Raw genomic sequence first — 25,330 nt, forward strand, 5'->3', positions numbered from 1 at the left:
TTTCATTTTCAGCCGATAGTTCGGCAACGATCTCTAGGTAGCGTTGACTCTGGGCAGCATCAAAATCTAGCCGATCTGGCTCCGTTGGAGCGCTGCTAATGATCGACGGGTCTCGAACTTTCGGTTTCGAGCTAGGCGGCACGTTCGGCCAGCTCATTATAATGAGCCCGAATAACGTCTTCGTCGATTCTGGTATTCCGGCCTCGCTGGAATGCCAAAAACCACGGAGTGCCCGGTTGGTGGGTCAGTTCCGATAGGCGAATAGCGCTTAGCCCGCCATAGCGCCGCCAAACCTGTTCAATGACTTGATGCTCGCGACCGGTGAGCGTGGCGCTGTAAGGCGCTGCTTCGCCAGAGTTTCCAAAGAAGCGAGCCACCTGACTATCATCCGGCGTGATAGGCCGGTTGATCGGTTCGCTGCCGAAAAATTTCGTGTGTTCGTAGAGGTCTCGAACTACCGGACCAAAGCTCCAAGCTTGAATCTCGTCGCCAATCAACGGTTCGCCATTGATCGCCCAATTCCAGCCATGCGCGATGTAAACTAGCTTTTGCAAATGCATTTGCGTTAACCGGCCAGATGCGCCGGGCAAACGCAGGAACTCATTCGCAATTTCGACGGCTCGATGCGTCATCGCTGGTTCCCTCTATGTTCTAGACATAGCTGATCGCGCCCGAAATGCAAAGCGAAGGAATAGGCGTTTTGCTTTCAATGCAAAGGTTCAGCCCTTCTGTCGCGCCCGCATCGCCGTCGAAGAGGCGAAGTTCAGCGGCCCCGTCAGATAGACCCAGGCCGGAGCGGTGGCGTCCGGCAAGCGGGCGGCGGCGCTGGCCGGCCAGCGGGCGAAGGCGAAGCGTCGGGCGGCCGGCGCCGTGCGGGCCTTCAGGGCGATCCAGGGACGCGAGATCACCGCCACAGGCACTTCGCGCATGATCTGGGTCCAGCCGCGCCAGCGGTGGAAGGTGGCCAAGCTGTCGGCGCCCATGACCCAAACGAACTTCACGCCGGGATGGCGAGCCCGCAGCACGCGCAGCGTGTCGATCGTGTATCGCGAGCCCATCCGCGTCTCGGCGTCGGAGACGATCATGCCCGAGCCGCGCGCCCAGCGGCGCGCGCCGGCCACGCGCTCGGCCAGGGGCCGGGTCTCGTGCGAGGACTTCAGCGGGTTCTGCGGAGAGACCAGCCATATCACGCGGTCCAGCTCCAGACGGCGCATGGCCGTTTCGGCCACGTGGGCGTGCCCCTCGTGCGCCGGGTTGAAGCTGCCGCCGAACAGGCCCACGCGCATCCCCGGCTCCAGGTGGAAGCCGAGGCGCTGCGCTTGGGGCCGGCCGGCCTCAGGGACGAGTCTGGCCGGTCCCGCGAACCACATATTTGAACGTCGTCAGTTGCTCGGCCCCAACCGGGCCGCGGGCATGTAGCTTGTCGGTGGCGATGCCGATCTCGGCCCCGAAGCCGAACTCGCCGCCGTCGGCGAACTGGGTCGAGGCGTTGACCAGCACGATGGCGCTGTCGACCGCCGCCACGAAGGCGTCCGCCGCGCTCGCATCCTCGGTGACGATCGCGTCGGTGTGACCCGAGCCATGGGCGGCGATGTGCCTGGCCGCGCCCTCGACGCCGTCGACCACCGCGACGGCCAGGATCGGCGCCAGATATTCGGTGACCCAGTCCTCGGGGCTGGCCTTCTTCATGTCGGGCTCGATGGCCCGGGCGGCGGCGTCGCCGCGCAGCTCGCAGCCGGCCTGGATCAGGGCGTCGGCGATCGGCGGCAGCAGCCGCTCGGCGGCCGCCTTGTCGATCAGCAGGGTCTCGGCCGCGCCGCACACCGACACGCGGCGCATCTTGGCGTTCAGCACGATGTCGACGGCCTTCTTCACGTCGGCGCCGGCATGGACGAAGACGTGGTTCAGGCCTTCCAAGTGGCCCAGCACCGGGGCGCGGGCCTCGGCCTGGACGCGGGCGACCAGACTCTTGCCGCCGCGCGGGATGATCAGATCGATCGCCTTGTCCAGCCCCGCCAGGATCATGCCGACGGCGGCCCGGTCGGGCGTCCTGACGATCTGGACCGCGGCGGCGGGCAGGCCGGCGGCCTCCAGGCCCCGCGCGATCGCCGCGTGGATCGCGAGGTTGGAATGGAGGCACTCCGAACCGCCGCGCAGGATCACCGCGTTACCCGAGCGCACGCACAGCGCCGCGGCGTCGGCCGTCACGTTGGGACGGCTCTCGTAGATCATGGCGATCACGCCGATCGGCGTGCGCACGCGGCTGATGTCCAGGCCGTTGGGCCGGGTCCAGCGGGCGGTGGACACGCCGATGGGATCGGGAATGGCCGCGACGGCCTCCACGCCGGCCGCCACGCCTTCTAGCCGCGCCGCGTCGAGCAGCAGCCGCTCGCGCATCGGAGCGGTCAGGCCGTTGGCGCCGGCCCGGGCCAGGTCCTGGGCGTTGGCGGCCAGGATGGCGGCGGCGTCCTCGCGGATCGCGGCGGCCATGGCCTGGATGGCGGCGGTGCGCTGCTCTGGCGTGGCGAGGCGGAGCGCGCGCGCGCCCTCGCGAGCCGTCCGGCCCATCCCCGTCATCGTCGCCTGCAAGCTGGCACCCGCGTCGTCCATCGGTCTCGTCCCTGGGAAGGTTATGCTCAGGTTGAGGCTTACCTAGGCGCTTTCAGGACAGGATGAAACGGCTTTCGTCTGAAAACGGATCGAGTTTCGCCGCGGCGCCGTCGCTTGGCCTCCGCCGCCTACCCCTCCGCCCGGGTCAGCTTCCAGCGGATCTTGGCCCCGACCTCGGGCCTGGCCTGGCTCTTCAGCACGATCTGGCCGGCCTTGCGCGCCAGGCCGTGGTCGAAGTGGGCCGACGGGGCGATCTCGACATCGACGGCGTCGTTGCGAAGCCACCAGCCGATGTTGTTGGGCCCTCGGATCAGCACGCTCCGACCATCGCGGGCGATCGAGGCGCGGGCCTCGGGGTGAAGGTGGAAGCGCACGGCGAAGGGGAGATAGCGGCGGGGACCTTGAGCCGCGCCCGGGTCGGCGGCCAAGGGGACCAGACTGTCCTCGCCGCGCAGTTCGTCATTGACCGCGTCGAGAAACAGCCGGCGGGCGTGGGTGAGGCCCACATGGCGCCAGCCGTCGTGGACGATATCCAGCCAGACGCCGCCGACGTCGTCGTGGCGCTTGACCTCGACCTTGGTCGCGCCGTCGACCAGCCACGGGCCCAGCGTCCGCGCGCGAAAGCCCGACAGCGGCCGCCCGGCCGAGCCGTCGCCGACCGAGACGGTGGAGGCCGCGTCGGACAGTCGGAAGGCGTGGGCGCCGGCGGCCTCGGGGCTCCAGCCGCAGCTGGTGATCAGGCGATCCTTGGCGCAGACGATCTCGACGGCGGCCGGCTGGGCGCAGGCCGCGACGCTCAACGGCCCCAGCGGCGGGCGGCCGGCGTCGGCGATGACCTCCAGGCTGCCGCCGATCATCTTGTGATAGCCGCTGTGCGGGGCGACGTTCAGCGGACGCGGGCCGGCGTCGTCATGGGCCAGGGCGGCGGCGATGCGCCGTTGCTCGATCGCCTCGCCCCCATGGAAGGCGGCCAGATGACCATCGCCCAGGGTGAAGAATCGCGCGGCCGTCGACAGGCGGTCGATCGCGCGCGACAGGGCCTCTGGGCTCGGCCGGCCGCGCTGGCCCAGGGCGTCGTCCAAGGTCAGCAGGTCGAACAGCAACTCCACGCCCGCTTCGGGCGACCGGGTGGCGTGACCGCCGTCGGGCAGCACCATAAGATCGATATGGCGGGCGACGACCTTCAGCCCCTTGTCGATCAGCCGCTCCCCGGGCTTGCCGGCCAGGACGCAGCCGGCCAGGGCGGCGACGACGGCGCGCTCCAGCACGCGCTCGGGGAACTTGGCGATCTCGATCAGGTGGCGACCCTGGCGGGCGAGGTCCATCAGGAGATCGGCGATCTCGGCGTCGCTGCCTTCCTGGGCCAGCGCCTTGGCCGCGCAGGCCAGGTGGAAGACCCGCCGCTCCAGACACTCGGCCGACCACGAAAAGGCGTTCCACTTGCCGAACACCCGTCGCCAGTCGTCGATCAGGCGCAAGGCCCGGCGCGCGCCGTCCGGGCCGGCGGCGATCAGGTCGGGCAGCCAGTCGAAGCGGTGCAGGGCGACGGCGAAACGGCGCGACGGGCTGGCGGTGTCGAACGGGTCGCCGTCCGCGCCGATCCGCACGGTCCCGCCGTCCAGAGCCAGGGTGCCGGAAAGGATCTTCAGGCCCCGGGCGGGATCGTTCGGGCGCGGATCGTGCGGGCGCGCGGCCAGACCCTCCGGACGCGGAAAGGCCAGGATCAGGCGATGGGGACCGGAGCCGAACCACTCGCGCTCGACATGGCTGGCGACCTCGGCCCCGACGGCCTTCCACAGGACGCCGCCGCGCCTTCTTGACGCCAAGAAGGGCGCGGGAAATTTCAAGCCGTTGGCGGGACGCTTGACGGCCATGGCGGGGGATCAGCCGCCCTTCAACGCGCGGATGTTGTCGGCATAGGCGCCGGAACCGCCCTTGAACACCGCCGAACCGGCGACCAGGGCGGTGGCTCCCGCGGCCACGCATTGCGGCGCGGTGACCGGGGTGACGCCGCCGTCGACCTCGATGACGATCGGAAGGCCGGCCTTGTCGACCAGCTTGCGCAGCGCTTCGACCTTGCGCAGCTGGCCGGGGATGAAGCTCTGGCCGCCGAAGCCGGGATTGACCGACATGACCAGCAGCAGGTCGACGTCCTCCAGGATCCACTCCACGTGGTCGACGCCCGTCGAGGGGTTGAACACCACCCCGGCCTTGGCGCCCAGCTCGCGGATGCGCTTGAGGCTGCGATGCAGATGCGGCCCGGCCTCGGGGTGGATGCTGATGATGTCGGCCCCGGCGGCGCGGAACGCCTCCAGATAGGGGTCGGCGGGGCTGATCATCAGGTGCACGTCGAACGGGATCTTGGCGTGCGGCCGGATGGCTTTGACGATGTCGGGGCCGAGCGTGATGTTGGGCACGAAATGGCCGTCCATCACGTCGACATGCACCCAGTCGGCGCCGGCCGCCTCGATGGCGGCGACTTCCTCGCCCAGCTTGGCGAAGTCGGAGGCGAGGATGGAGGGGGCGATGATCGGCGCGGTCATGGGTCTGGGATAACCGCGTCGCGCCGCTCTGTCAGCCCTTAGAGCTTGCGGAATCGCGCGGCGAAGAAGCCGTCCTGGCCCCCGTTGCGCTGGTGCGGCAGCAGGCGTAGGGTTCCCCGGGCGGTCAGGCTGGCGGCGGGCGCCCCGCCCTCGCCGGCCGCGATCCGATCCAGAGCCATGTCCTGGCGGCGGGCCAGGAACGCCTCGACCTGGGCCTCGCCCTCCTCGGGCTCCAGCGAACAGACGCAGTAGACCAGACGCGCGCCGGGCTTGAGGCGGTCGGCGGCGGCGTCGAGGATGCGGGCCTGGACGGCCGCGAGGCTGGCCACGTCGCCGGGCCGGGCGGCCCACAGCACGTCCGGATGGCGGCGGAAGGTGCCGGTGGCGCTGCACGGCGCGTCCAGCAGGATGGCGTCGAAGGTCCGCGCGTCGTCCCAGATCGCCGCGTCGGCGACGACCGTCTCGGCCGAGAGGCCCGTGCGGACCAGGTTCTCTTCCAAGCGCTTGAGCCGCGCGGCCGAACGGTCCAGGGCCACGACGTCGGCGCCGGCGGCGGCCAGCTGTAGGGTCTTGCCGCCAGGCGCGGCGCAGAGGTCCAGCACCGCGTCGCCCGGCTTGACGCCGAGCAAGCGCGCGGGGATGGCGGCGGCGGCGTCCTGCACCCACCAGCTCCCGTCCTCGAAGCCCGGCCAGCCGGCCACGTCGCCCTTGCGGCGCAGGCGCAGCGAGCCGCCGTCGAGCGTCTCGGCCTCAAGGGCTTCGGCGAGGGCGGAGACATCCGCGCCCGGCTTCAGCGAGAGGTCGGTGGCGGGCTCCAGGGCGATCTGGGCGGCGATCTCGCGGGCCGTGGCCTCGCCGAACGCGGCGATCCAACGCGAATAGAGCCAGGGGGGCGCCGAAAGGGACGGATCGTCGGCCGGCTCGCCGTCGCGCAGCAGGCCGCGCAGCACCGCGTTGACCAGACCCTTGAACGGACGGCTGGTCTTGTGCGCGCCGGCCAGCTCCACCGAGGTGGCCACGGCGGCGAAGGCCGGGACATCCAGGTGGAAGGCCTGGGCCGCGCCCAGGCGCAGCAGGTGCATCACTCGATCCGGCGGCGCCTTCTGCAGACGGGCCGACAGGGCGCGGTCTATGGGTCCAAGATGGCGCAGCACGGCCATGGCCAGGGCGCGGGCGAACGCGCGCTCGCGCGGTTCCAGGAACCGGAAGCCGTTGGCCGACGTGGCCTCGTCGATGCCGCCGCGACGCGAAAGCGCCGCCTCGATAAGGTTCAGAGCGGCCTCCCGGGCGGGGAGACCGTCGTTGAGTTCTTGAGTCACCTCCTCGCCGTGCCTCAAAGGCCAGGGCGAGCGCAAGCGTCTTCTCGGAAAAATCGCGAGGCGCGCGGGACGGAAAATGCTAGAATCGCGCCATGTCCGACCCTTCCGACCTGCCGCCCGGCGCGGCGCCCGACAAGGAATTGTCCCCCGCCGCTCGCCGCGCGCTGGAGGAAGCCGCCGCCCGCCGCGCCGCCCAACAGGCGCTTGACCTGCCGACCGAGCAGGGCGGTCGCGACGGCCCCGAGCCGACCCGCTTCGGCGACTGGGAAAAGAAGGGCGTCGCGGTCGATTTCTGAGCCGCGCGCGCCCGATCCGGCGGCGTTTCGCCGCTCACCGTTAGACCAGCTTGACAACCGCGTTCGACAGGCGCATTTCGCCGCCGCGCTCAAGGCCGCGACGCGGCGGAGCGCGCCCAACGGAAACCCAAAACCCCATGCCCAGCGACAGTATCAGTCGATCCATCACGCCGCGAAAGGCGTCACGCTAGGGGTTTAGAGGGCTCCTTGCTGGCGGCCGGTCGCGGCCATAGTCACAAGGTGAAGCCCCATGGTTTTCCTCTCCGGAGACCTCAAGGCCACGCGCCCGATCGCGCGGTTTCTGAACACCGGGACCGTCCCCAAGTGGGCGGATCTGGTCGCGTTCCTGCTGCTGGCCGCCTGCGCCGTCCTGGTGGTGCGCGGCGCGGAGGACATGAGCCAGCCGCTGGCGGCACTGCACGCCACGCCGGTGACGCTGGATCCGGCCCGCCTGCCCGAATACGCCCTGCGCACGACGCTGCGCATGTTCCTGGCCCTGGGCGCCTCGCTGATCTTCACGTTCACGGTCGCCACCCTGGCCGCCAAGAGCCGCAAGGCCGAGCTCTTGATCGTGCCGGCGCTGGACATCCTGCAGTCGGTGCCGGTGCTGGGCTTCCTGACCTTCACGGTCACCTTCTTCATGGGGCTGTTCCCGGGCCGCCAGCTGGGCGTGGAGTGCGCGGCGATCTTCGCCATCTTCACCAGCCAGGCCTGGAACATGGCCTTCAGCTTCTACCAGTCTCTGCGCACCATCCCGGCCGACCTGGACGAGGTCAGCCGCCAGTTCGGCTTCTCGCCCTGGCGGCGCTTCACCCGGCTGGAGCTGCCGTTCGCCACGCCCAGCCTGGTGTGGAACGTGATGATGTCGATGTCCGGCGGCTGGTTCTTCGTCGTGGCGTCAGAGGCCATCACCGTCGGCGACACGACCGTCACCCTGCCCGGCATCGGGTCGTGGCTGTCGGTCGCCATCGCCCGTCAGGACATGAAGGCCGTGGCGGTCGGCGTCGGGGCGATGGCCGTGATCATCGTGCTTTACGACCAACTGGTCTTCCGCCCGGTCGTGGCCTGGGCCGACAAGTTCCGCTTCGAACAGACCGCCAGCCAGCAGCGTCCCGCCTCGTGGCTCTATGACCTGCTGCGCCGGGCGGCCTGGACCCGGTCGCTGAGCCAGACCCTGGCCAAGCCGCTGGCGAGCCTGTCGCGCGCGACCGCAGGTTTGCCGCCCGTGCGGCTGCCGATGATGCGCCTGCCCAAGCCGCATCCCGCCCTGGGCCGGGTGATGGACCTGCTGTGGCTGACATTGGTCGCCGTCACCCTGGCGGGCGGCGTCTGGCTGCTCTGGTCGTTCCTCAGCGCCCGCCTGACCTTCGGCGACGTCGGCGAGGTGTCGCTGCTGGGCCTGGCGACCCTGCTGCGGGTGGTCGTGCTGATCGCCCTGGCCAGCCTGATCTGGGTGCCGATCGGCGTCTGGATCGGCCTGCGCCCGGCCTGGGCCGAACGCCTGCAACCGATCGCCCAGTTCCTGGCGGCCTTCCCGGCCAATGTGATGTTCCCGTTCGCGGTGGCGACGATCGTCGCCCTGCGCCTGAACCCCAACATCTGGCTCTCGCCGCTGATGGTGTTCGGCACCCAGTGGTACATCCTGTTCAACGTCATCGCCGGGGCCAGCGCCATTCCCAGCGACCTCAAGGAAGCCGCCGGCATGTTCGGCCTCAAGGGCTGGCAGTGGTGGCGGCAGGTCGCGATCCCGGGGATCTTCCCGTACTACGTGACCGGCGCCCTGACCGCCTCGGGCGGATCGTGGAACGCCAGCATCGTGGCCGAAGCCGTGAGCTGGGGTCACGAGCACCTCGAGGCCGCCGGCCTGGGCAGCTACATCGCCAAGGCCACGGCCGCCGGCGACAGCGCCCGCGTCGCCCTGGGCGTGGCGGTCATGTCCGTCTTCGTCATCGCCTTCAATCGCACGCTGTGGCGGCCGATGTACCGCTACGCTGAACGCCGTCTCCGCCTGGCTTAAGGGAGAGCTTTCCCATGACCTGCATGACCCCCGTCCAAGCCCCGCTCGTCGAAGCCAAGGCCGTCCGCCACCTCTACGGCAAGGCCGAGGGCGCGAACCTGCTGGTGCTCGACAATGTCGACCTGACCCTGAACGAGAACGAGATCGTAGGCCTGCTGGGCCGCTCGGGCTCGGGCAAGTCGACCCTGCTGCGCTCGATCGCCGGCCTGATCAAGCCGACCGCCGGCCAGATCGTCTTCCCGCCCCGCCCCGAGGGTCCGACCACCGTCAGCATGGTGTTCCAGAGCTTCGCGCTGTTTCCGTGGCTGACCGTGCTGCAGAACGTCGAGGTCGGGTTGGAGGCCAAGGGCGTTCGGCCGGACCAGCGCCGCAAGCGCGCTCTGGCCGCCATCGACCTGATCGGTCTCGACGGCTTCGAGAACGCCTATCCCAAGGAGCTGTCGGGCGGGATGCGCCAGCGCGTGGGCCTCGCCCGCGCCCTGGTGGTCGATCCGTCGATCCTGCTGATGGACGAGCCGTTCTCGGCCCTGGACGTGCTGACCGCCGAGACCCTGCGCACCGACCTTCTCGACCTCTGGAGCGAAGGCCGGATGCCGATCAAGTCGATCCTGATGGTCACTCACAACATCGAGGAGGCGGTGCTGATGTGCGACCGCATCCTGGTGTTCTCGTCCAATCCGGGCCGCGTGGTGTCGACGATCAAGGTCGACCTGCCCCAGCCGCGCAACCGCCAGGACCCGGCCTTCCGCGATCTCGTCGAGCGGATCTACGCCCAGATGACCCGGCCCGACCAGGCGCCGGCCGCCCGCGACGGCGTGTTCCCCGGCATGGGCCTGGGCATGGTGCTGCCGCGCGTCTCGACCAACGTCATGGCCGGCCTGATCGAGACGGTGCACGCCGACCCGTTCGACGGCCGCGCGCCGATGTCGGATCTGGCGCAGGACCTGCAGTACGAGGCCGACGAGCTGTTCCCGATCGCCGAGACCCTGCAGCTGCTGCGCCTGGCCGAGATGCGCGAGGGCGACCTGGTGCTGACCCCGACGGCCCGCCGCTACGCCGAGGCCGACGTCGACGCGCGCAAGTCGATCTTCGCCCAGCAACTGCTGGCCCACGTTCCGCTGGCGGCCCACGTGCGCCGCGTGCTGGACGATCGCCCCAGCCACATGGCGCCGGCCAGCCGCTTCCGGGACGAGCTGGAGGACTTCATGTCCTCCGACTACGCCGACCAGACCCTGCGGGCGGTGACCAACTGGAGCCGCTACGCCGAGGCCTTCTCCTATGACGAGGGCGCGGATCGGTTCTCGCTGGAGGACGCCGTCTAGAGCCTTTAGCCTGAAATCGGAATCGATCTCAGGCGTCAAAAAGGCTCTAAATCAAATGTTTAGAGCGTGAGATGCTCAAGGCCTTGGAGTCGGCGGTCTTTCGCGGATAACGTGACCGCCCGCCTTGGAGGCTCCATCTTGCGCCTGCTTACCCGTGTTGTCGCGACCGCCGCGGTCGCCCTGCTGCTGACCACGCCGGCCGCCGAGGCGGCGCCCAAGGCCGAGGCGGCCTCGACCCGCGCCCTTTCCGCCGGCGCCGTGGCCGCGCCCGACCGGTTCGGAGCCCTGGCGGCGCGGGAGATCCTGAAGGCGGGCGGCAACGCGGTGGACGCGGCGGTGGCCACGGCCTTCGCCCTGGCGGTCACCTATCCCGAGGCCGGCAATCTGGGCGGCGGCGGGTTCATGACCCTGTATGTCGGAGGCAAGCCCTACTTCCTGGACTATCGCGAGACCGCGCCGGCGGCGGCCTCGGCCGACATGTACCTGGGCAAGGACGGCGAGCCGGTCCCGGGCCTGTCGCTGTTCGGCAATCTGGCGGTCGCCACGCCCGGCACGGTGCGCGGCATGGCCATGGCCCACAAGCGGTTCGGCAAGCTGCCCTGGGCGCGGGTCCTGGCCCCGGCCATCCGCTACGCGCGCGACGGATTCGAGGTCAACGCGCAGTTCGCGGGGATGCTGGACAACGAGGTTCCCGCGCGTTTCTCGGCCACCAACTTCCGCGCCCACTTTGGTCCGATGAAGGCCGGGACGATCTTCCGGCAGCCGGCGCTGGCGGCGGTCCTGGAGCGCATCGCCAAGGGCGGCGACAAGGCGTTCTACGAAGGCGAGACCGCGGACCTGATCGTCGCCCAGATGGGGCGCGGCGCCCAGAAGGGCCTGATCACCAAGAGCGACCTGGCGAACTACAAGGCCGTCTGGCGCGCGCCGGTGACCGCCGACTGGCGCGGATATCGGGTGATCACCGCCCCGCCGCCCAGCTCGGGCGGGATCGCGCTGATGCAGATGCTCCTGATGAAGCAGGACGCCGCGCCGCTCTTCAAGGGCAAGGCCCTGAACGGCGCGCCCTATGTCCATCTGGTCTCGGAGATCGAAAAGCGCGTCTTCGCCGACCGCGCCGAATATCTGGGCGACCCCGACTTCGTGAAGGTCCCGGTCTCGAACCTGATCGACCCGGCCTATGTCGCCAGGCGCGCCAAGGAGATCGACCCGGACAAGCCTTCGCCGACCAAGGCGGTTCAGCCGGGCCTGGAGAAGCCGCAGACCACCCACTTCTCGATCGTCGACAAGTGGGGCAACGCGGTCTCCAACACCTACACCCTGAACGGCTGGTTCGGCTCGGGCGTGGTGGTCGAGGGCGCCGGCTTCCTGCTCAACGACGAGATGGACGATTTCTCGGCCAAGCCCGGCGCGCCCAACATGTTCGGGGTGGTGGGCGGCAGCGCCAACGCCATCGGCCCAGGCAAGCGGCCGCTGTCCTCGATGACCCCGACCATCCTGACCAAGAACGGCCGGGCGGCCATGGTGATCGGCACCCCCGGCGGCTCGACCATCTTCACCTCGGTGTTCCAGGTCCTGGCCGATGTCTACGACTTCAACCTGTCCCTGAAGGCCGCGCAAAAGCAGATGCGCTTCCACCATCAACTGCTGCCCGAGAACACGATCTTCACCGAACGCTTCGCCCCGCCGGCGCCCGAGACGAAGAGCGCCCTGGAGCGTTCGGGCTATCGCCTCGTCGAGTACCCCGGCATCGGCGACATCGAGGCGATCCAGGTGATCGACGGCAAGCCGGTTCCCGAGGCCGATCCTCGGGCGCGCGGCGTGGCGATGGTGGTTAAGTAGGCCCACGCCGCGCGAGGCGTTGGACTACCGACGCAGGAACGGCGGGACCTTCGCCTCCAGTATCCGCACTAGAGCCTCTGGCGTCACCGGATTGCCGCAGCCATCGTCGAGGCCCGCCGAGCTAACCTCGACGCCCGGCCAGTTGGCGAACACCTGCTCCGCGGTCGGGCTGCGGAGCTTGTTCTGGCTGCAGACGAAGAGGACGTTCAAGCCTCAAACCCCCGCCATCTCCGCCGCGACCTTCAGCGCCGCCTCGCGGGGGTCGTTGGCCGCCGTGATCGGGCGGCCGCAGACCAGATGGCTGGCGCCGGCGCGGAGGGCGGCCTCGGGCGTGGCGGCGCGGGCCTGGTCGTTCTTGGCCGCCCAGAAGGGACGCACGCCCGGGGTGACGATCAGGAAGTCCGGACGGCCAGCCGCCGTGGCGATCTCGCGGGCCAGGGCGGCCTCGTGGGGGGACGAGACGATGCCGTCGACGCCGCACTCCAGCGCCTGGCGCACGCGGCGCTCCACGAGGTCCCGGGCCCCGAAGGCGTAGCCCATCTCGATCAGGTCGGCGTCGGTCAGGCTGGTCAGCACGGTCACCGCCAGGATCTTCAGGGACGACGCGCCGCGCGCCTGAACCGCGGCCTTCATCACCTGGGGCTCGGCGTGGACGGTCAGCAGGTCGCAGCCGCTCTGGGCCAGCACCCGGGCGGAGCGCTCGACCGTGGCGCCGATGTCGTGCAGCTTCCAGTCCAGGAAGATCGACTTACCACTGGTCTTTAGTTCGCGCGCCAGGGTCATGCCGTCGCTGGCCAGCAGTTCCAGGCCGATCTTGTAGAACGACACCGCGTCGCCCAGACGCTCGACCATGTCGCGGGCTTCGTCGACGGTCGGCAGGTCGAGCGGCACGATCAGGCGCGGGTCGGCGGTCATGGTCTGGTCCCCAGGGGTTGGCGCGCGCCATCAGTCGCCCTAGGAAGGACAAGCTTGGGCGCGATCTGAAAGGTAGGGACGTCGAATGACCGAGGCCAAACTCGCCGTCAACTTCTTCGTCGCGCTGTTCGCGCTGATTGATCCGATCGGCAACGTGCCGCTGTTCGCCGCCGCCACCCTGGGCGCGGCGCCCGCCGGACGGCGGATGGTGGCGCTGTATATCGGCCTGTTCATGACGGCCTTCCTGATCTTCTTCTATTTCACCGGCGTGGGGCTGCTGGCCTTCTTCGGCATCTCGATGCAGGCGTTCCGGATCGCCGGGGGCATCATCCTGTTCATCCTGGGCCTGGACATGGTGCGCGACGACTTCACCACCATGTTCGCCGACGCCGCCGAGAGCGCGGAGAACCAGTCGCCGCGCGCCTATGCCCGCAAGCGCTTCGAACGCCTGATCGTGCCGTTCGCCATGCCGCTGCTAATCGGCCCCGGCGCGATCTCGACCGTGATCATCTATGCCGCCGAGGCCAAGAGCCTGGGCCTGACGGGCGCCGGGATCGGCGTGGCGGTGATCGCCGCCTGCTCGGCGGTGGTCGTCGCCGCCTTCTGGGCCGCGCCGCTGATCAGCAAGGTGCTGGGCCGTATCGGCATGAGCATCGTGGTCCGCGTGCTGGGCCTGATCCTCTGCGCCCTGGCGGTGCAGTTCGTGCTGGTCGGCGTGGGCGACGCCACGCGCGGCCTGATCAAGAGCGAGGCCAAGGCCCCCTACGCCGAAAGCCATAAGTAGCCTCGGGCTCTGGACAGGGCGGGGAAGCGAGGCCCATATCGCGGCCATGCGCGACCATGATGCGGATGTGATCATCGCCGGCGCCGGCATGGCCGGCGCGACCCTGGCCCTGGCTCTCGCCTCCGGCGGTCTGAAGCCGCTGCTGGTCGATCCACAGCCATTCGACGCCCAGTTGGCGCCAAGCTTCGACGGACGCAGCTCGGCCATCGCCTATTCCTCGTTCCGCCAGTGGCGCGCGATTGGGGCCGGCGAGGCCCTGGCGCCCCACGCCCAGCGCATCGAGCAGATCCTGGTCACCGACGGCCGCACGCCCGGCGCGGCGGCGGGGCTGGCCTCGCCGGCCTTCCTGCGGTTCGACTCCAGCGAAATCTCGGGCCGCATCGATGGCGAGCCCCTGGGCTATCTGATCGAGAACCGCCAGATCCGCGCCGCCCTCTCCAAGGCGGTGATCGAAAAGGACATACCGGTCATCGCCCCGATGGCCGCCAAGAACCTGGAGATCACGCCCGGCGCGGCGCGGCTGATCCTGTCCGACGGTCGCGCCCTGACCGCGCCGCTGGCCGTCAGCGCCGAAGGGCGCGGCTCGGTCCTGCGCCAAGCGGCCGGCATCGGCCATATCGGCTGGGGCTATGGCCAGAGCGGCGTGGTCTGCACGGTCAAGCTGGAGCGCCCGCACGAGGGCGTCGCCCACGAATATTTCCTGCCCAGCGGCCCCTTCGCCATCCTGCCCCTGACCGAGCAGCGCGCCAGCCTGGTCTGGACCGAGAGCACCGCGCGGGGCGAGGCTCTGCGTCACGCCGCGCCCGAGGTTTTCCACGCCCACCTGATGCGCCGCTTCGGCGACTTCCTGGGCAAGGTCGAGGTGGTGGGGCCGACCTTCGTCTATCCGCTGTCGCTGCTGCTGGCCGAGCGCATGGTCGCCCCGCGCCTGGCCTTGATCGGCGACGCCGCCCACGGCGTGCATCCGATCGCCGGCCAGGGCCTGAACCTGGGCCTCAAGGACGCCGCGGCGCTGGCCGAGGTGCTGGTCGAGGCCGTCCGCTGCGGCGAGGACATCGGCGGCGAGGCGGTGCTGGAGCGCTACGCGCGCTGGCGGCGCTTCGACACGGTCAGCAACGCCCTCGCTTTCGACGCCTTCGTGCGGATCTTCTCGAACGACAACCCGCTGCTGCGGGCGGCGCGCTCCGCCGGACTGGCGGTGGTCAACCGTATCGCGCCAGCCCGGCGGTTCTTCATGCATGAAGCCGGCGGCGGGGTCGGCGACCTGCCCAAGCTGCTGCGCGGCCAAGCTCTGTAAGGTTGGCTCCCCGCATCGCGGGGGAGCATCTTCAATGGCTATTCAGCCAACGCCCGCGCCTCTTCCGGCAGCATGATCGGCACGCCGTCGCGGATCGGATAGGCCAGCTTGGCGGCGCGGCTGATCAGTTCGCCGGCGGCGCGGTCATAGTCCAGCGGACCGCGCGTCACCGGACAGACCAGGACTTCCAGCAGGCGCGGATCGACGTCGACGGGAGGGGGAGCGGCTTGAGTCATCGCGCCTTACTACTGGATCGAAGTGGGTTCGTCATCGTCGCCGCCGGCCGCGTCGATCTCCAGCAGGGCGGTCAGGGTCGCCTTGCGCTCGAAGATCGTCTCGGCCTCCAGCAGAGCCTGCTTTTCCAGGGGATCGAACGGCAGGGCCATGGCCAGGCTGTTGATCAGGGCGTCCGAAGGCGCGCTCTCGGCGTCGCCCCAGTCGATCGCCAGGCCCCGGTGGTCCAGATAGCGGCGCAGGGCGATGAGCAGCCGGTCGATATCGGCGGCCGTGCGCGCGCCGCTCGGCTCCTCGCGCAGATCCGCCTCGTAGGGCGTGAAGTCGACGCGCATCTGGCGATAGGGCGTGCGCGTGGGCAATTCGTCGCCGGCCTTAAAACGGCAAACTCCGGTCAGGGTGATCAGGTAGCGGCCGTCGCTGGTTTCGGCGAAGCTGGTCACGCGGCCGGCGCAGCCGACCGGCGCCAGGCTGGGCCGCTGATGGTCGCCGCCGGGGCGGGTCTGGATCATGCCGATGATCCGCTCGCCCGACATGGCGTCGTCCAGCATGTTCAGATAACGCGGCTCGAAGATGTTGAGCGGCAGCTGCCCGCCCGGCAGCAGCAACGCGCCGTCCAGAGGAAAGACCGGGATCACCAGCGGCAGGTCGCCGATCTTTCGGTAGGCCGCCGACATCGGCAACTCCCTAGCTGAACAGGATCGCCGACAGCTTGCGCCGGCCTTGCTTGGCGACGTCCGAGGTCGGACCCGCCGCCTCGAAGACCGTCAGCAACTGCTTGCGCGCCGCGTCGTCGTTCCAGGCGCGGTCGCGCGCGATAATGGTCAAGAGGTGGTCGGCCGCCTCGCCAAGCCGGCCCGCGCCGGCCAGCGCCTTGGCCAGCTCCAGCCGGGCCTCGTGGTCGTCGGGATCGGCGGCCAGACGCTTTTCGAAGGCGGCCGTCTCGGACGGGGCCTCCTCCGCCAGGGTCAGGGCGGCGCGGACGGCGTCGAGATCGGGGTCCTTAGCGTCGGCGGGGGCCATGGCCACCACCTCGGCCGCGCCTTCCAGATCGCCGCCGGCCAGATAGGCGCGCGCCATGCCGCCCAGGGCCTTGAGATTGGTCGGATCGGTCTGCAGCGCCTGGGCGAAGGCCTGGGCCGCGCCGCCGATGTCGCCGATCTCCAGCGACTCCTTGCCCAGGGCGATCAGGTCGTCCAGGGCGCTGGGGCCGGCGGGTCCGGTCAGGCGTTCGACGAAAGCCTTGACCTGGCTTTCGGGCAAGGCGCCCTGGAACGCGTCGACCGGACGGCCGTCCACGAAGGCGTAGACCGTGGGGATCGACTGCACGCGCAGCTGGCCCGCGAAGCCCGGATTGGCGTCGACATCGATCTTGACCAGCTTGACCGCGCCCTTGGCCGCGCCGACCACCTTTTCCAGCGTGGGGGTCAGCTGACGGCAGGGGCCGCACCAAGTCGCCCAGAAGTCGACGATGACGGGCTGGGTCTTCGAGGCCTCGATGACGTCGGCCATGAAGCTGGCGTCCGTGCCGTCCTTGACGTGCTCGCTCTTGGCGGGACTCGCGGGCTTTTCGCCGATCAGGGACATCGGGTCTCTCATACTCGGGACAGGAGGAACGCTTCAGCCGCCAAGATGGTCCTTCGCGCGGCCGGGCGCAATGATCGGTTCGCTTGACGCGCGAGCGTTAGACGACGCTCATGGCGGCGAAGTCGACGATGAGCGGCTCGACCCCGAGCGCGGCCAGGAACCGTCGGAAGTCCGCCTGGGAGATCGCTGTGGTGGCGTCGTTGCCCAGCGGGTGGAAGTTCACCGGATCGCTGTCGGCCAAGGCCTTGTCCAGCACGAAGCGCACCCGTCGTTCGGTATCGTTGATCAGTCCGAAGGCCGTCACCGACCCCGGCGTCACCCCCAAAGTCTCGACCATCATGTCCTGGGGACCAAACGACAGCCGGCCCGAGCCGATCACATGGTGCAGCCGCTTCAGGTCGATCGCGGTCTCGCCCAGGGCCGAGATCAGCCACAGCTGGCCCTTGGCGTCCTTGAGGAACAGGTTCTTGGTGTGGCCGCCGGGCAGGGCCTTCTTGATCTCCAGCCCCTCCTCGACCCGGAACACCGGCGGGTGGTCGAGGGTGCTGGCCTGAATTCCGTGGGCCTCGAAAAAGGCGAAGAGGTCGGCTCTGGTCTTCATGAGGCTCTACTAGACGCGGCGAGGCCGCGAGCGCTAGACCTGAGCGCAATCAGGGCAGGAACCCAGCAAAGGACCGGCATGGAACTGGAGTGCTATCCCACCGAGAACCGTCCGCCCGAGATCGTGCCTGGACGGCCGCAGCGCGCCTGGATGGACCGCTTCGCCGAGCGCCATCCCTATCGCTGCCTGCCGCTCACCATGGCCAACACCACCGGCTGGGACATCCTCTGCCCGGTCGGCTTCTCGATGACCTGGGACGGCGGGGCGCACCAGGAGTGCATCAAGTTCCAACCTGATCACCCCTATCCGGGCTTCAACGACTTCGTGAAGTCGCACTTCACCCGGGGGGTCGTGACCTTCCACACCGGCTATCTGTTCCGCACGCCGCCGGGCTGGTCGCTGATGACCATGGGTCCGCCCAACCACATCAAGGACGGCATCCAGCCGCTGGCGGGCGTGGTCGAGACCGACTGGCTGCCCTTCCCCTTCACGATGAACTGGATCTTCACCCGCCCGGGCACGGTCCGGTTCGAGAAGGGCGAAACCTTCTGCTTCATCATGCTGATCCAGGACAAGCCGATGGAGGCCTTCCAGCCGGTGATCAAGTCGATGAACTCCAACCCCGAGCTGCGCCGTCAATACGACGTCTGGGCCGAGAAGCGGACCGAGTTCAACAACCTGATCTTCAAGCGCGACCCCGAGGCCACCAAGGAGGCCTGGCAGCGCTTCTACTTCAAGGGCGAATATCCCGAGGAAATCCAGGCCGAGGCGCCCAGCCACCACGTCAACAAGCGACGGATGAAGTCGCCGAAGCTCGGGACCTAAATCGGCGCGCGCGCGTGGCTAAGCGCCGATCGCGTGCAGCTCGGCCGCGTGGGCGCGCAGCCAGGCCCGGTGCGGCGCGGGATCGCCGGCCAGCCGCTCGCACAGAGCCCAGAACCTGGGCCCGTGATTGGCCTCGACCAGGTGGGCGCATTCATGCGCGGCGACGTAGTCGGCCACCGCCGCGGGGGCCAGGATCAGCCGCCAGCTATAGCGGATGGCCGCCGGGGCGCGGAACGTCGCCGGCCGGCACGAGCCCCAGCGGGCCTTGGGATCGGCCACCGCCACCGACGGCATCGGCCGACCCAGGGCGGCGGCGTGGACCGCGGTGCGCTCGGTCAGCACGGTCAGGGCCTCGCGCTTGGCCAGGCGGATAACCTTCAGGCCCCAATTGGCGTCGTCGGGGGCGATGATCCTGTCGCCGTCGATGCGGGCGCGGCCGGGCCCGACCTCCAGCCGATAAGGCCGGTCGTTCAGCCGCAGGATCCCGCCGGGCGCCAGGCTCATCCGCTCGGGCAGGGCCGCCAGTTGCTGGGCGATCCAACCGGATTTCTGCTGGGCGAAGGCGACGGCCTCGTTCAACCGTTTGGGATTCGGCGCCAGGGCGACGATCTCGGACCGGCTGCGATCGACGCGTAGCGAAATCCGCCGGGCGCGCCCATCGACCTTCAGGCGGACCGGCCAACCGCCGACCTCCAGCCGGTCGCCATCGGAAAAACGGAGGGAGGCGCGCGCAACCATGCCCGGCAAGATTATGCGCGCCGGGCCGCCTCGCAAGGCGGGACGGAGCGAAATAGGTTTCGGTTCCCGATCAGCCGACCTGGGCCGACGGCAGGAGAAGCTCCACCAGCGGGTTGGGGAACCGCCTTTCCTGCAGGATGGCGTAGAAGCGCTCGGCCAGGCCCTCGACCCGGTGCAGCTCCGCCAGCACGCCGGCCCGCAGCTCATCCCGGACGACGATCGGCGGGACGAGGGCGAAGGCCTGGCGTTCGCGCGCCAACAGCCGGAGCATGGCCATGTCGTCGACCTCCGCCATGATCACCGGCCGCACGCCCGCCAGGTCGGTGAGGCGGTCGAAGGCGACGCGAAGCTCGCTGTCCAGGCTGGGCAGCAGCATCGGCGCGCCATCGAGGTCGTCGGGGAACCGGAACGGCGCGTGGGATGGACGGCCGACGATCGCGACGGGCTCCTCGTCGAGCAAGCGGCTGCGGAGGGCCGAGCGCGCGTCCCGAGGCGCCGGGCTGTTGGCCAGCACCACGTCGATAACCTGGGCCTGGAGATCCTGAAGCAGGTCGCGCGTCGAGCCCGAGCGGACGACCAGTTCGACATCGTCGCGCCCGACCAGGGGGCGAAGAAACTCCAGCTGGAAGTTGCGCGACAGGGTCGGGATCGCGCCGACCCGCAGCACCTTGCGGTCCAGGTCGGGACGGCCCCGCAGCGTGTTCAACAGCTCGTCGCCGGTGCGAAACACCGTGTCGGCGTAGTCGAGAGCCACGCGTCCGGCCTCGGTTAGACGCAGCCTCTTGCCGACGCGATCGAAGAGCGGATGCCCGACCTGCCGCTCCAGCTTCTGCAGCTGAACCGACAAGGCCGACGGAGCGACGTTCAGCCGCTCGGCGGCCCGCGCCAGCCCGCCCTCGTGCGCGACCGCCCAGAAGTAGCGCAGGTGGTTGTAGTTCAGCTGGCTCATCCTGCTTTTCTATAAAAGCGAACGATTTCGTTCAAACAATGAATTTCAAATAACGTCCGTTCCCGCATATGTGGACGGTCGCCTTCGCCCTGGAGACGACCCTTGACCTCGATCGCCTGGCTCGCCGCCGTCGCGCCGCTCGCCTATCTCGCCGCCGCCCTCGTTCCCGAACGCGTTCTGGCCATCCGGGCCACCTCGCCCGCCGCCGCCTGGCTCTCGTGCGGCGTCGCCGGTCTCTGCCTGGCCGCCGCGCTGTCATGGGGCGCGGCCTCGACGCCGACGCTCGGCGCGGCGGGGCTGGGCCTGGCGATCCGGATCGACGCCTTGAGCGCGACCCTGGCCTGCCTGGTGGCCTTCATCGGCCTGGTGGTCGTGGTCTACAGCCGCAATTACCTGGCCGGGGATCCGCGCCAGCCAGTGTTCATTCGCCAGCTCTGCCTGACCCTGGGCCTGCTGCAGGGCCTGGTTCTGTCCGGCAATCTGGGCCAGTTGGTCCTGTGCTGGATCGCCGCCAGCCTGTGCGTCAATCGGCTGCTGCTGTTCCGGGCCGACCGCCAGGCCGCCGTGCTGGCCGCCCGCAAGCGGTTCCTCTTCAGCCGCTTCGCCGACGCCGCCCTGATCATCGCCGCCGCCGGCCTGTGGCGCGCGGCGGGCGACGGCGACATCGCCGTGATCCTGGACGCGGGCCGGAGCGCGGCCGGGGCGGCGTGGGGCGCGAGCGCCGTGCTGCTGGCGACCGCGGCGATCCTGAGCGCGGCGCAGATCCCGTTCCACGGCTGGATCCTCGAGGTGATGGAGACGCCCACGCCGGTCTCGGCCCTGCTGCACGCCGGCGTGGTCAATGCGGGCGGGTTCCTGGTGCTGCGGTTCGGCGGGCTCATCCTGGAGCATCCGGCCGCGCTGGGCCTGCTGGCGGCCGTCGGCGCGGTCAGCGCGGTGCTGGGATCGCTGATCATGCTGACTCAGACCTCGGTCAAGGTCACCCTGGCCTATTCGACGATCGCCCAGATGGGCTTCATGCTGCTGGAGTGCGGGCTGGGCGCCTATTCGGTGGCGCTGCTGCACATCGTCGCCCACGCGCTCTACAAGGCCCACGCCTTCCTCTCGGCGGGCGACGCCGCCTCGGGAGAGGCGCCCGCCCCGCCGCGCCCCGCCTCCCGCCTCGCGGTCCTGGCCGCCCCGGCCCTGGTCCTGATCCTGGCCGCGGGCATGACGGCGGCGGGCGCCGGCCCCGGCCAGCGTCCCGGCGCCTTCCTGCTGGCCTCGGTGCTGCTGCTGGGCCTGTCGCGGGTCGTCCTCGGACAGCGGCGGCCCAGCCCCGCCCTGGCGGGCCTTGTCGCGGCCAGCGCCGTGATGTTCGGCGCCCATCTGGGAGCCCAGGCCCTGTTCGCGCGGCTGATGGGCGATCTCGCCGGACAGGCCCCTCCCCCGGGCGGCGGCTTCGTGGCCCTCGCGATCGGGGTCGTGGCGGCGATGACCGCGCTGGTCTGCCTGCAACTGCGCCTGCCCGCCGCCAGCCGCTCGCCGGCCTGGGCCCGGGCCTATGTCGTGGTCGCCCACGGCTTCTACCTGAACACGCTGGCCAATCGCTGGGTGCTGCGGCTCTGGCCCGCCCCGCCCTCTCAATCCAAGACCACCGGAGCGACCGCATGAGCCTCGCCCTCGCCGAACCCGTCCTCGCCGCGCGGCCGCCATCGACGCCGCCCACGCCCAGGGACGCCCTGCTGCGGGCGGCGATCCAGACCGCCCGCGACCGCGTGGCCCCGCTCTGGCCGCTGTCCAGCTTCGTGGCCGTCAATCCTTTCCTGGGTTTCGCCACGACGCCCTTCGAGCGGGCGGCGCGCGAGCTGCATCGGCTGACAGGCGCGCCGCTGGTCATGCCCCGGGCCTTCTATCGCGCGGCCTTCCGCGAGGGCCGGATCTCCGAGGCCGATCTGGACGCGGTGCTGGCGGCTTCGCCGGCCCCGGCCCTGACTCGCGAGGATTGCCTGAAGGCCCTGACCGTGGACTCAGCCCCCCAACGGGGCGGGCGCGTGGCCACCGTCGCGGACGTTCTGGACGCCCTGTCCGACGGCGACCGCCAGGTCTCTCGCACCGCCTTCATGGTCGACGAGATCTCCAAGTGGTGCGCCGCCTATTTCGACGAGGGCCAGGCCGCCTGGCCCGCGCCATGGCGGGGCATGGGCCTGTTCGAGGCTTGGCGCTGGTCGGTCCGCTTCGATCACAACGCCCGGGTCATGGGGGTCAAGGGGCTGGCGGCGACGGTCTCCGCCCTGCCCGCCGATCCCATGGACGCCATCGCGGCGGTTCTGGACGGGCTCGAAATCCCTCAAGATCAGTGGGCGGATTATCTCTACCGAGCGCTGTTCGACGTGCGCGGCTGGGCCGCCTACACGCGGCGGCTCGACTGGGAAGCCGGGCTGACCGGCCAGCCGGAAGGCCGCCTGACCGAGTTCCTCGCCATCAGGCTTGTGTGGGGCTACGCGCTGTTCCGCCAGCGGCGGGACGCGCCGTTCCTCGCGGCGTGGCGCCAGGCCCTGTCGAGCGCGCGGACCGGACCTCCCGCCAAGGATGACGACTTCGCGGTCGATCTGGTGCTGCAGCGCGCCTATGAGCGCCATTTCCAGCACGGCGTGATCGCGCGCCTGGCGCGGGGACAAGGCCGACCCGAGGTCCAGCGGCCCGATCTTCAGGCGGTGTTCTGCATCGATGTTCGCTCCGAGGTCTATCGGCGCGCGCTGGAGAGCGTTTGGCCGCGGGCCGAGACCCTGGGTTTCGCCGGCTTCTTCGGGATGCCGTTCGTCTATCACGAGCACGGCGGGGCGGGGCACGCGCACTGCCCCGTGTTGCTGACTCCGAGCTTCGAGGTGCGGGCCGAAAAGGCGCGCGGCGGCCCCCTCGCCCTGGCCAAGTCGTTGAAGCCGATCTGGACGGCCCTGAAGCAATCGGCGGTGTCGTGCTTTGGCTTTGTCGAGGCGTTTGGCCTGGCCTATGGCGTCAAGCTGGCCGCCTCCGCCTTAGGCGGCGGCGCGCCGAAGGCCGCGCCCGCCGGTCCGCCCCTCAGGCTGGACGGACTGGAGCAACGGGAGCGCGTCCGGCTGGCCGAGTCCGCCCTGCGCGGGATGTCGCTGCTCGACGGTCTGGCGCGTGTCGTCCTGCTGGTCGGACACGGCGCGACGAGCGTCAACAATCCGCACGCGGCGGGGCTGGATTGCGGGGCCTGCGGCGGTCATAGCGGCGCGCCCAACGCGCGGTTCGCGGCCGTGCTGCTCAACGATCCGGACGTCCGCCTCGGCCTGGCCGAAAAGGGCCTGCGGATCCCGGACGACACCGTGTTCGTCGCCGCGCTGCACGACACCACCACCGACGTCGTGACGATCCTGGACGAGGCGGCCGCGCCGGCCACCCACGCCGCCGACCTGGCCGAGGCCCGCCGCAAGCTCCAGCGGGCGTCGGAACTGGCGCGGGCCGAGCGGGCGCCGCTGCTGGGCCTCTCGCCCCTGGACGGCGAAAAAGTCTTCGCGCGGAGCCAGGACTGGTCGCAGATCCGGCCGGAATGGGGCCTGGCCCGCGCCGCGGCCTTCATCGCCGCGCCCCGCGCCCTGACGGCGGGCCGCGATCTCGAGGGCCGGGCCTTTCTGCACAGCTACGACCGGGCCGCCGATCCCGACCTCAAGGTGCTGGAGCTGATCATGACCGCCCCCATGGTGGTCGCCAGCTGGATCAGCCTGCAGTACTACGGCTCGACCGTGGCGAACGCGGTCTTCGGCGCCGGCGACAAGACTTTGCACAATGTGTGCGGCCGCGTCGGCGTGCTCGAGGGCAACGGCGGCGACCTTCGGATCGGCCTGCCGCTGCAATCGATCCACGACGGCGGCGGCTTCGTGCACGAGCCGCTGCGGCTCAGCGTCTTTCTGGCGGCGGCGCCCGAAGACATCTCGGCGGTGCTGGCGCGTCAGCCCCAGGTCCGGGCGCTGCTCGACAATGGCTGGCTGCTGGCCTTCGCGATCGATGACACGGGGCGGGTCGCGCACCGGTACGCCGGCGACCTGCGTTGGGAGGCCCTCTGATGGACCGAATGACGAGCAACTTCGCCGAACGCTACTGGGTGATCGGAGGCCGCTGGGTCGACGACGCCCGCCATCTGCCCTGGCCTCGCGTGCTCGGACCTTATGGCGATTACCAAGCCGCGCAGGCCAGCGCCGAGGACCTGAACGCCTCTGGCGAGCCTCAGGTGCGCTATCTCGTCGTGGCCGACGCGCCGGCCCCACCCGATCGTCCGTAAGCTGAACGAAGACAAAAATCTAGAGCGAGGCGTAGGCGGCCTGGATCAGGCGCACCGGGCGCGGGTCACCGATCAGGGCGTTGCCTTGCTTGTTCATCACATAGGCGCCGGCGACACCGCGCGTCGGATCGGCGAAGGCGCAGGAGCCGCCCCAACCGGAGTGGCCGAACGCCTCGTCCGTCGGGCCGTAGAACAGGTTCGGCGCGTTGCGCATGAAGCCCGCGCCCCAGCTGATCTCGAAGGGCAGCACGAGATCCTGGCCGCGGATGCGCTCGGCCGTCGCGGCCCGGATGCCCGCTGGGGTCAGGATCGAACGCCCGTCCAGGGTCCCGCCGCTGGCCAAGGCGCCCATCAGGCGGGCCAGGGCGGCGGCCGTGGCGTGACCGTTGGCCGACGGAATCTCGACCCGCCGCCATTCGGCCGCCCCCTTTCCGCCCGGCGAGGACCAGGGTTTCAGGAAGGCGGCGGTCAGGGCGGGATTGATCTCGCCAAATCGCGGCAGGGCCGTCGGACGCATCAGGTCGGCGACGCGGCCGTGCTCGCTGTCGGGCAGGCCGATCCACAGGTCCAGGCCGCAGGGAACCGCGATGTCCTCGCGCAGCGCCGTCCCCATCGTCCGGCCGTCGACGCGACGGAAGATTTCGCCGGCGATGTAGCCGAAGGTCACCGGATGGTAGCCACTGGCCGAGCCGATCGGGAACAGCGGCGCCATGGCCGCCAGCTTGGCGCACGTGGCGTCCCAGTCGAACCACAGCGCCGGATCGGTCTCGTCCGGGAAGCCAGACAGGCCCGCCTGGTGCGACAGGGCCTGCTCGACGGTGACGTCCTGCTTGCCGTTCTGGGCGAACTCGGGCCAGACGTCGGCGACGCGCTGGTCGTAGGCCAGGCGCCCCTCGTCGACCAGGCGCGCCACCATCAGGGCCGCCACGGCCTTGGTCGTCGAGAACAGGGCCGTTAGCGTGTCGGGACCGAACGGAACCTCGCGCTTGCGGTCGGCGAAGCCCCCCATCAGGTCGACCACGATCTCGCCATCGATCGCCAGCGAGAAGCGCGCGCCCAGTTCTCCGGTCCCGCCGGCCGTCGTGTCGGCGAAGTTGGCCTCGAACGTCTCGCGGACGCGGGTGAAGCGGTCGGGGCAGAAGCCCGTGATCTCGACGGTCATGCCCAGG

Annotated in this window: 25 protein-coding genes; 10 read left to right on the plus strand and 15 right to left on the minus strand. The window is 70.0% G+C overall.

Translation table 11 applies throughout. The annotated features are described in order from the left end of the window. Window positions 1-131: 131 nt before the first annotated feature. The 6 genes from OR37_RS21135 to OR37_RS15270 all read right to left on the minus strand — a co-directional run bounded on the left by OR37_RS21135 (window position 132) and on the right by OR37_RS15270 (window position 6,472). Window positions 132-632: a Panacea domain-containing protein gene (locus OR37_RS21135; protein ID WP_081612964.1), complete on the minus strand. Its 501-nt coding sequence runs from the start codon at window positions 630-632 to the stop codon at window positions 132-134. Window positions 633-719: 87 nt separating this feature from the next. Then, on the minus strand, window positions 720-1,370 hold the full coding sequence (locus OR37_RS15250; RefSeq protein ID WP_035017520.1) for a nicotinate-nucleotide adenylyltransferase: 651 nt from the start codon (window positions 1,368-1,370) through the stop codon (window positions 720-722). Further along, window positions 1,336-2,610, minus strand: coding sequence for a glutamate-5-semialdehyde dehydrogenase (locus tag OR37_RS15255; RefSeq protein ID WP_004621767.1), 1,275 nt, complete (start codon window positions 2,608-2,610; stop codon window positions 1,336-1,338). The genes OR37_RS15250 and OR37_RS15255 overlap by 35 nt, the downstream gene beginning before the upstream one ends. Window positions 2,611-2,738: 128 nt before the next feature. Then, entirely contained in the window at window positions 2,739-4,484 is a 1,746-nt protein-coding gene (locus OR37_RS15260; RefSeq protein ID WP_004621768.1) for a heparinase II/III family protein, read from the minus strand. A 9-nt stretch (window positions 4,485-4,493) separates the two neighbouring features. After that, a complete protein-coding gene (gene rpe / locus OR37_RS15265) occupies window positions 4,494-5,153 on the minus strand; it encodes a ribulose-phosphate 3-epimerase (protein ID WP_004621770.1) in 660 nt (219 codons plus the stop codon). Between the two features lie 38 nt (window positions 5,154-5,191). Beyond that, window positions 5,192-6,472: an RsmB/NOP family class I SAM-dependent RNA methyltransferase gene (locus tag OR37_RS15270; RefSeq protein WP_035017535.1), complete on the minus strand. Its 1,281-nt coding sequence runs from the start codon at window positions 6,470-6,472 to the stop codon at window positions 5,192-5,194. Window positions 6,473-6,564: 92 nt separating this feature from the next. Between OR37_RS15270 and OR37_RS15275 the strand changes: the two genes are divergently transcribed. From OR37_RS15275 to ggt, 4 genes are all read left to right on the plus strand, one after another. Continuing rightward, complete coding sequence (locus OR37_RS15275; RefSeq protein WP_004621775.1) at window positions 6,565-6,768, plus strand: DUF1674 domain-containing protein; 204 nt, start codon at window positions 6,565-6,567, stop codon at window positions 6,766-6,768. Between the two features lie 250 nt (window positions 6,769-7,018). After that, window positions 7,019-8,785, plus strand: coding sequence for an ABC transporter permease (locus OR37_RS15280; protein WP_004621776.1), 1,767 nt, complete (start codon window positions 7,019-7,021; stop codon window positions 8,783-8,785). Between the two features lie 14 nt (window positions 8,786-8,799). Then, window positions 8,800-10,107 (plus strand): ABC transporter ATP-binding protein, encoded by a 1,308-nt coding sequence (locus OR37_RS15285; RefSeq protein WP_004621779.1) that lies wholly within the window; start codon window positions 8,800-8,802, stop codon window positions 10,105-10,107. Window positions 10,108-10,245: 138 nt separating this feature from the next. After that, on the plus strand, window positions 10,246-11,946 hold the full coding sequence (ggt, locus tag OR37_RS15290) for a gamma-glutamyltransferase (protein WP_004621781.1): 1,701 nt from the start codon (window positions 10,246-10,248) through the stop codon (window positions 11,944-11,946). Window positions 11,947-11,970: 24 nt separating this feature from the next. Here ggt and OR37_RS15295 read toward each other — a convergent pair whose 3' ends face one another. Continuing rightward, the gene (locus OR37_RS15295) at window positions 11,971-12,156 is read right to left on the minus strand and encodes an arsenate reductase/protein-tyrosine-phosphatase family protein (RefSeq protein WP_004621784.1); all 186 of its coding nucleotides are present in this window, start codon (window positions 12,154-12,156) and stop codon (window positions 11,971-11,973) included. A 3-nt stretch (window positions 12,157-12,159) separates the two neighbouring features. Beyond that, complete coding sequence (gene pyrF / locus OR37_RS15300) at window positions 12,160-12,861, minus strand: orotidine-5'-phosphate decarboxylase (protein WP_004621786.1); 702 nt, start codon at window positions 12,859-12,861, stop codon at window positions 12,160-12,162. 85 nt (window positions 12,862-12,946) lie between these two features. On the opposite strand from pyrF, the gene OR37_RS15305 reads away from it, so the two are divergent. Next, entirely contained in the window at window positions 12,947-13,645 is a 699-nt protein-coding gene (locus OR37_RS15305) for a MarC family protein (RefSeq protein ID WP_004621788.1), read from the plus strand. Window positions 13,646-13,691: 46 nt separating this feature from the next. Further along, window positions 13,692-14,942, plus strand: a complete 1,251-nt coding sequence (locus tag OR37_RS15310) for a UbiH/UbiF/VisC/COQ6 family ubiquinone biosynthesis hydroxylase (RefSeq protein WP_004621789.1) — start codon at window positions 13,692-13,694, stop codon at window positions 14,940-14,942. A gap of 38 nt (window positions 14,943-14,980) precedes the next feature. On the opposite strand, the gene OR37_RS15315 is transcribed toward OR37_RS15310, so the two are convergent. The 4 genes from OR37_RS15315 to OR37_RS15330 form a co-directional block, all read right to left on the minus strand. Further along, window positions 14,981-15,178, minus strand: coding sequence for a Trm112 family protein (locus tag OR37_RS15315; protein WP_004621792.1), 198 nt, complete (start codon window positions 15,176-15,178; stop codon window positions 14,981-14,983). Between the two features lie 9 nt (window positions 15,179-15,187). Then, entirely contained in the window at window positions 15,188-15,853 is a 666-nt protein-coding gene (locus OR37_RS15320; RefSeq protein WP_004621793.1) for an LON peptidase substrate-binding domain-containing protein, read from the minus strand. 10 nt (window positions 15,854-15,863) lie between these two features. Beyond that, entirely contained in the window at window positions 15,864-16,763 is a 900-nt protein-coding gene (locus OR37_RS15325; RefSeq protein ID WP_004621796.1) for a thioredoxin family protein, read from the minus strand. Window positions 16,764-16,860: 97 nt separating this feature from the next. Continuing rightward, window positions 16,861-17,364 (minus strand): prolyl-tRNA synthetase associated domain-containing protein, encoded by a 504-nt coding sequence (locus OR37_RS15330; protein ID WP_004621797.1) that lies wholly within the window; start codon window positions 17,362-17,364, stop codon window positions 16,861-16,863. 78 nt (window positions 17,365-17,442) lie between these two features. On the opposite strand from OR37_RS15330, the gene OR37_RS15335 reads away from it, so the two are divergent. After that, complete coding sequence (locus tag OR37_RS15335) at window positions 17,443-18,189, plus strand: DUF6065 family protein (RefSeq protein WP_004621799.1); 747 nt, start codon at window positions 17,443-17,445, stop codon at window positions 18,187-18,189. An 18-nt stretch (window positions 18,190-18,207) separates the two neighbouring features. On the opposite strand, the gene OR37_RS15340 is transcribed toward OR37_RS15335, so the two are convergent. Further along, a complete protein-coding gene (locus OR37_RS15340; RefSeq protein WP_004621802.1) occupies window positions 18,208-18,927 on the minus strand; it encodes a M48 family metallopeptidase in 720 nt (239 codons plus the stop codon). Between the two features lie 70 nt (window positions 18,928-18,997). After that, window positions 18,998-19,876 carry a LysR family transcriptional regulator gene (locus tag OR37_RS15345; RefSeq protein ID WP_004621803.1) on the minus strand — a complete coding sequence of 293 codons (879 nt, stop codon included), beginning with the start codon at window positions 19,874-19,876 and terminating at the stop codon, window positions 18,998-19,000. A 102-nt stretch (window positions 19,877-19,978) separates the two neighbouring features. Here OR37_RS15345 and OR37_RS15350 point away from each other — a divergent pair, with 102 nt between their 5' ends. From OR37_RS15350 to OR37_RS15360, 3 genes are read left to right on the plus strand one after another with little or no spacing between them, the layout of a single operon-like run. Continuing rightward, window positions 19,979-21,529 carry a proton-conducting transporter transmembrane domain-containing protein gene (locus tag OR37_RS15350; RefSeq protein WP_004621805.1) on the plus strand — a complete coding sequence of 517 codons (1,551 nt, stop codon included), beginning with the start codon at window positions 19,979-19,981 and terminating at the stop codon, window positions 21,527-21,529. After that, window positions 21,526-23,946: a YbcC family protein gene (locus tag OR37_RS15355; RefSeq protein WP_004621808.1), complete on the plus strand. Its 2,421-nt coding sequence runs from the start codon at window positions 21,526-21,528 to the stop codon at window positions 23,944-23,946. Before OR37_RS15350 ends, OR37_RS15355 begins: the two co-directional genes overlap by 4 nt. Beyond that, window positions 23,946-24,161 (plus strand): hypothetical protein, encoded by a 216-nt coding sequence (locus OR37_RS15360; RefSeq protein ID WP_004621809.1) that lies wholly within the window; start codon window positions 23,946-23,948, stop codon window positions 24,159-24,161. The genes OR37_RS15355 and OR37_RS15360 overlap by 1 nt, the downstream gene beginning before the upstream one ends. A 19-nt stretch (window positions 24,162-24,180) precedes the next feature. Here the strand turns inward: OR37_RS15360 and OR37_RS15365 are convergent, their stop codons facing one another. Continuing rightward, the gene (locus OR37_RS15365) at window positions 24,181-25,323 is read right to left on the minus strand and encodes a serine hydrolase domain-containing protein (protein WP_004621811.1); all 1,143 of its coding nucleotides are present in this window, start codon (window positions 25,321-25,323) and stop codon (window positions 24,181-24,183) included. Between the last annotated feature and the right edge of the window lie 7 nt (window positions 25,324-25,330).

Source organism: Caulobacter vibrioides OR37 (assembly GCF_000372645.1).
GTDB classification, from domain to species: Bacteria; Pseudomonadota; Alphaproteobacteria; order Caulobacterales; family Caulobacteraceae; genus Caulobacter; species Caulobacter vibrioides_E.

Bases quoted from the DNA above. Each gene is read 5' to 3' on its own strand.
- OR37_RS21135 (WP_081612964.1), bottom strand. From the start codon at position 632: ATGACGCATCGAGCCGTCGAAATTGCGAATGAGTTCCTGCGTTTGCCC.
- OR37_RS15250 (WP_035017520.1), bottom strand. From the start codon at position 1,370: ATGTGGTTCGCGGGACCGGCCAGACTCGTCCCTGAGGCCGGCCGGCCC.
- OR37_RS15255 (WP_004621767.1), bottom strand. From the start codon at position 2,610: ATGGACGACGCGGGTGCCAGCTTGCAGGCGACGATGACGGGGATGGGC.
- OR37_RS15260 (WP_004621768.1), bottom strand. From the start codon at position 4,484: ATGGCCGTCAAGCGTCCCGCCAACGGCTTGAAATTTCCCGCGCCCTTC.
- rpe (WP_004621770.1), bottom strand. From the start codon at position 5,153: ATGACCGCGCCGATCATCGCCCCCTCCATCCTCGCCTCCGACTTCGCC.
- OR37_RS15275 (WP_004621775.1), top strand. From the start codon at position 6,565: ATGTCCGACCCTTCCGACCTGCCGCCCGGCGCGGCGCCCGACAAGGAA.
- OR37_RS15280 (WP_004621776.1), top strand. From the start codon at position 7,019: ATGGTTTTCCTCTCCGGAGACCTCAAGGCCACGCGCCCGATCGCGCGG.
- OR37_RS15285 (WP_004621779.1), top strand. From the start codon at position 8,800: ATGACCTGCATGACCCCCGTCCAAGCCCCGCTCGTCGAAGCCAAGGCC.
- pyrF (WP_004621786.1), bottom strand. From the start codon at position 12,861: ATGACCGCCGACCCGCGCCTGATCGTGCCGCTCGACCTGCCGACCGTC.
- OR37_RS15305 (WP_004621788.1), top strand. From the start codon at position 12,947: ATGACCGAGGCCAAACTCGCCGTCAACTTCTTCGTCGCGCTGTTCGCG.
- OR37_RS15310 (WP_004621789.1), top strand. From the start codon at position 13,692: ATGCGCGACCATGATGCGGATGTGATCATCGCCGGCGCCGGCATGGCC.
- OR37_RS15315 (WP_004621792.1), bottom strand. From the start codon at position 15,178: ATGACTCAAGCCGCTCCCCCTCCCGTCGACGTCGATCCGCGCCTGCTG.
- OR37_RS15320 (WP_004621793.1), bottom strand. From the start codon at position 15,853: ATGTCGGCGGCCTACCGAAAGATCGGCGACCTGCCGCTGGTGATCCCG.
- OR37_RS15325 (WP_004621796.1), bottom strand. From the start codon at position 16,763: ATGTCCCTGATCGGCGAAAAGCCCGCGAGTCCCGCCAAGAGCGAGCAC.
- OR37_RS15330 (WP_004621797.1), bottom strand. From the start codon at position 17,364: ATGAAGACCAGAGCCGACCTCTTCGCCTTTTTCGAGGCCCACGGAATT.
- OR37_RS15335 (WP_004621799.1), top strand. From the start codon at position 17,443: ATGGAACTGGAGTGCTATCCCACCGAGAACCGTCCGCCCGAGATCGTG.
- OR37_RS15340 (WP_004621802.1), bottom strand. From the start codon at position 18,927: ATGGTTGCGCGCGCCTCCCTCCGTTTTTCCGATGGCGACCGGCTGGAG.
- OR37_RS15345 (WP_004621803.1), bottom strand. From the start codon at position 19,876: ATGAGCCAGCTGAACTACAACCACCTGCGCTACTTCTGGGCGGTCGCG.
- OR37_RS15355 (WP_004621808.1), top strand. From the start codon at position 21,526: ATGAGCCTCGCCCTCGCCGAACCCGTCCTCGCCGCGCGGCCGCCATCG.
- OR37_RS15360 (WP_004621809.1), top strand. From the start codon at position 23,946: ATGGACCGAATGACGAGCAACTTCGCCGAACGCTACTGGGTGATCGGA.
- OR37_RS15365 (WP_004621811.1), bottom strand. From the start codon at position 25,323: ATGACCGTCGAGATCACGGGCTTCTGCCCCGACCGCTTCACCCGCGTC.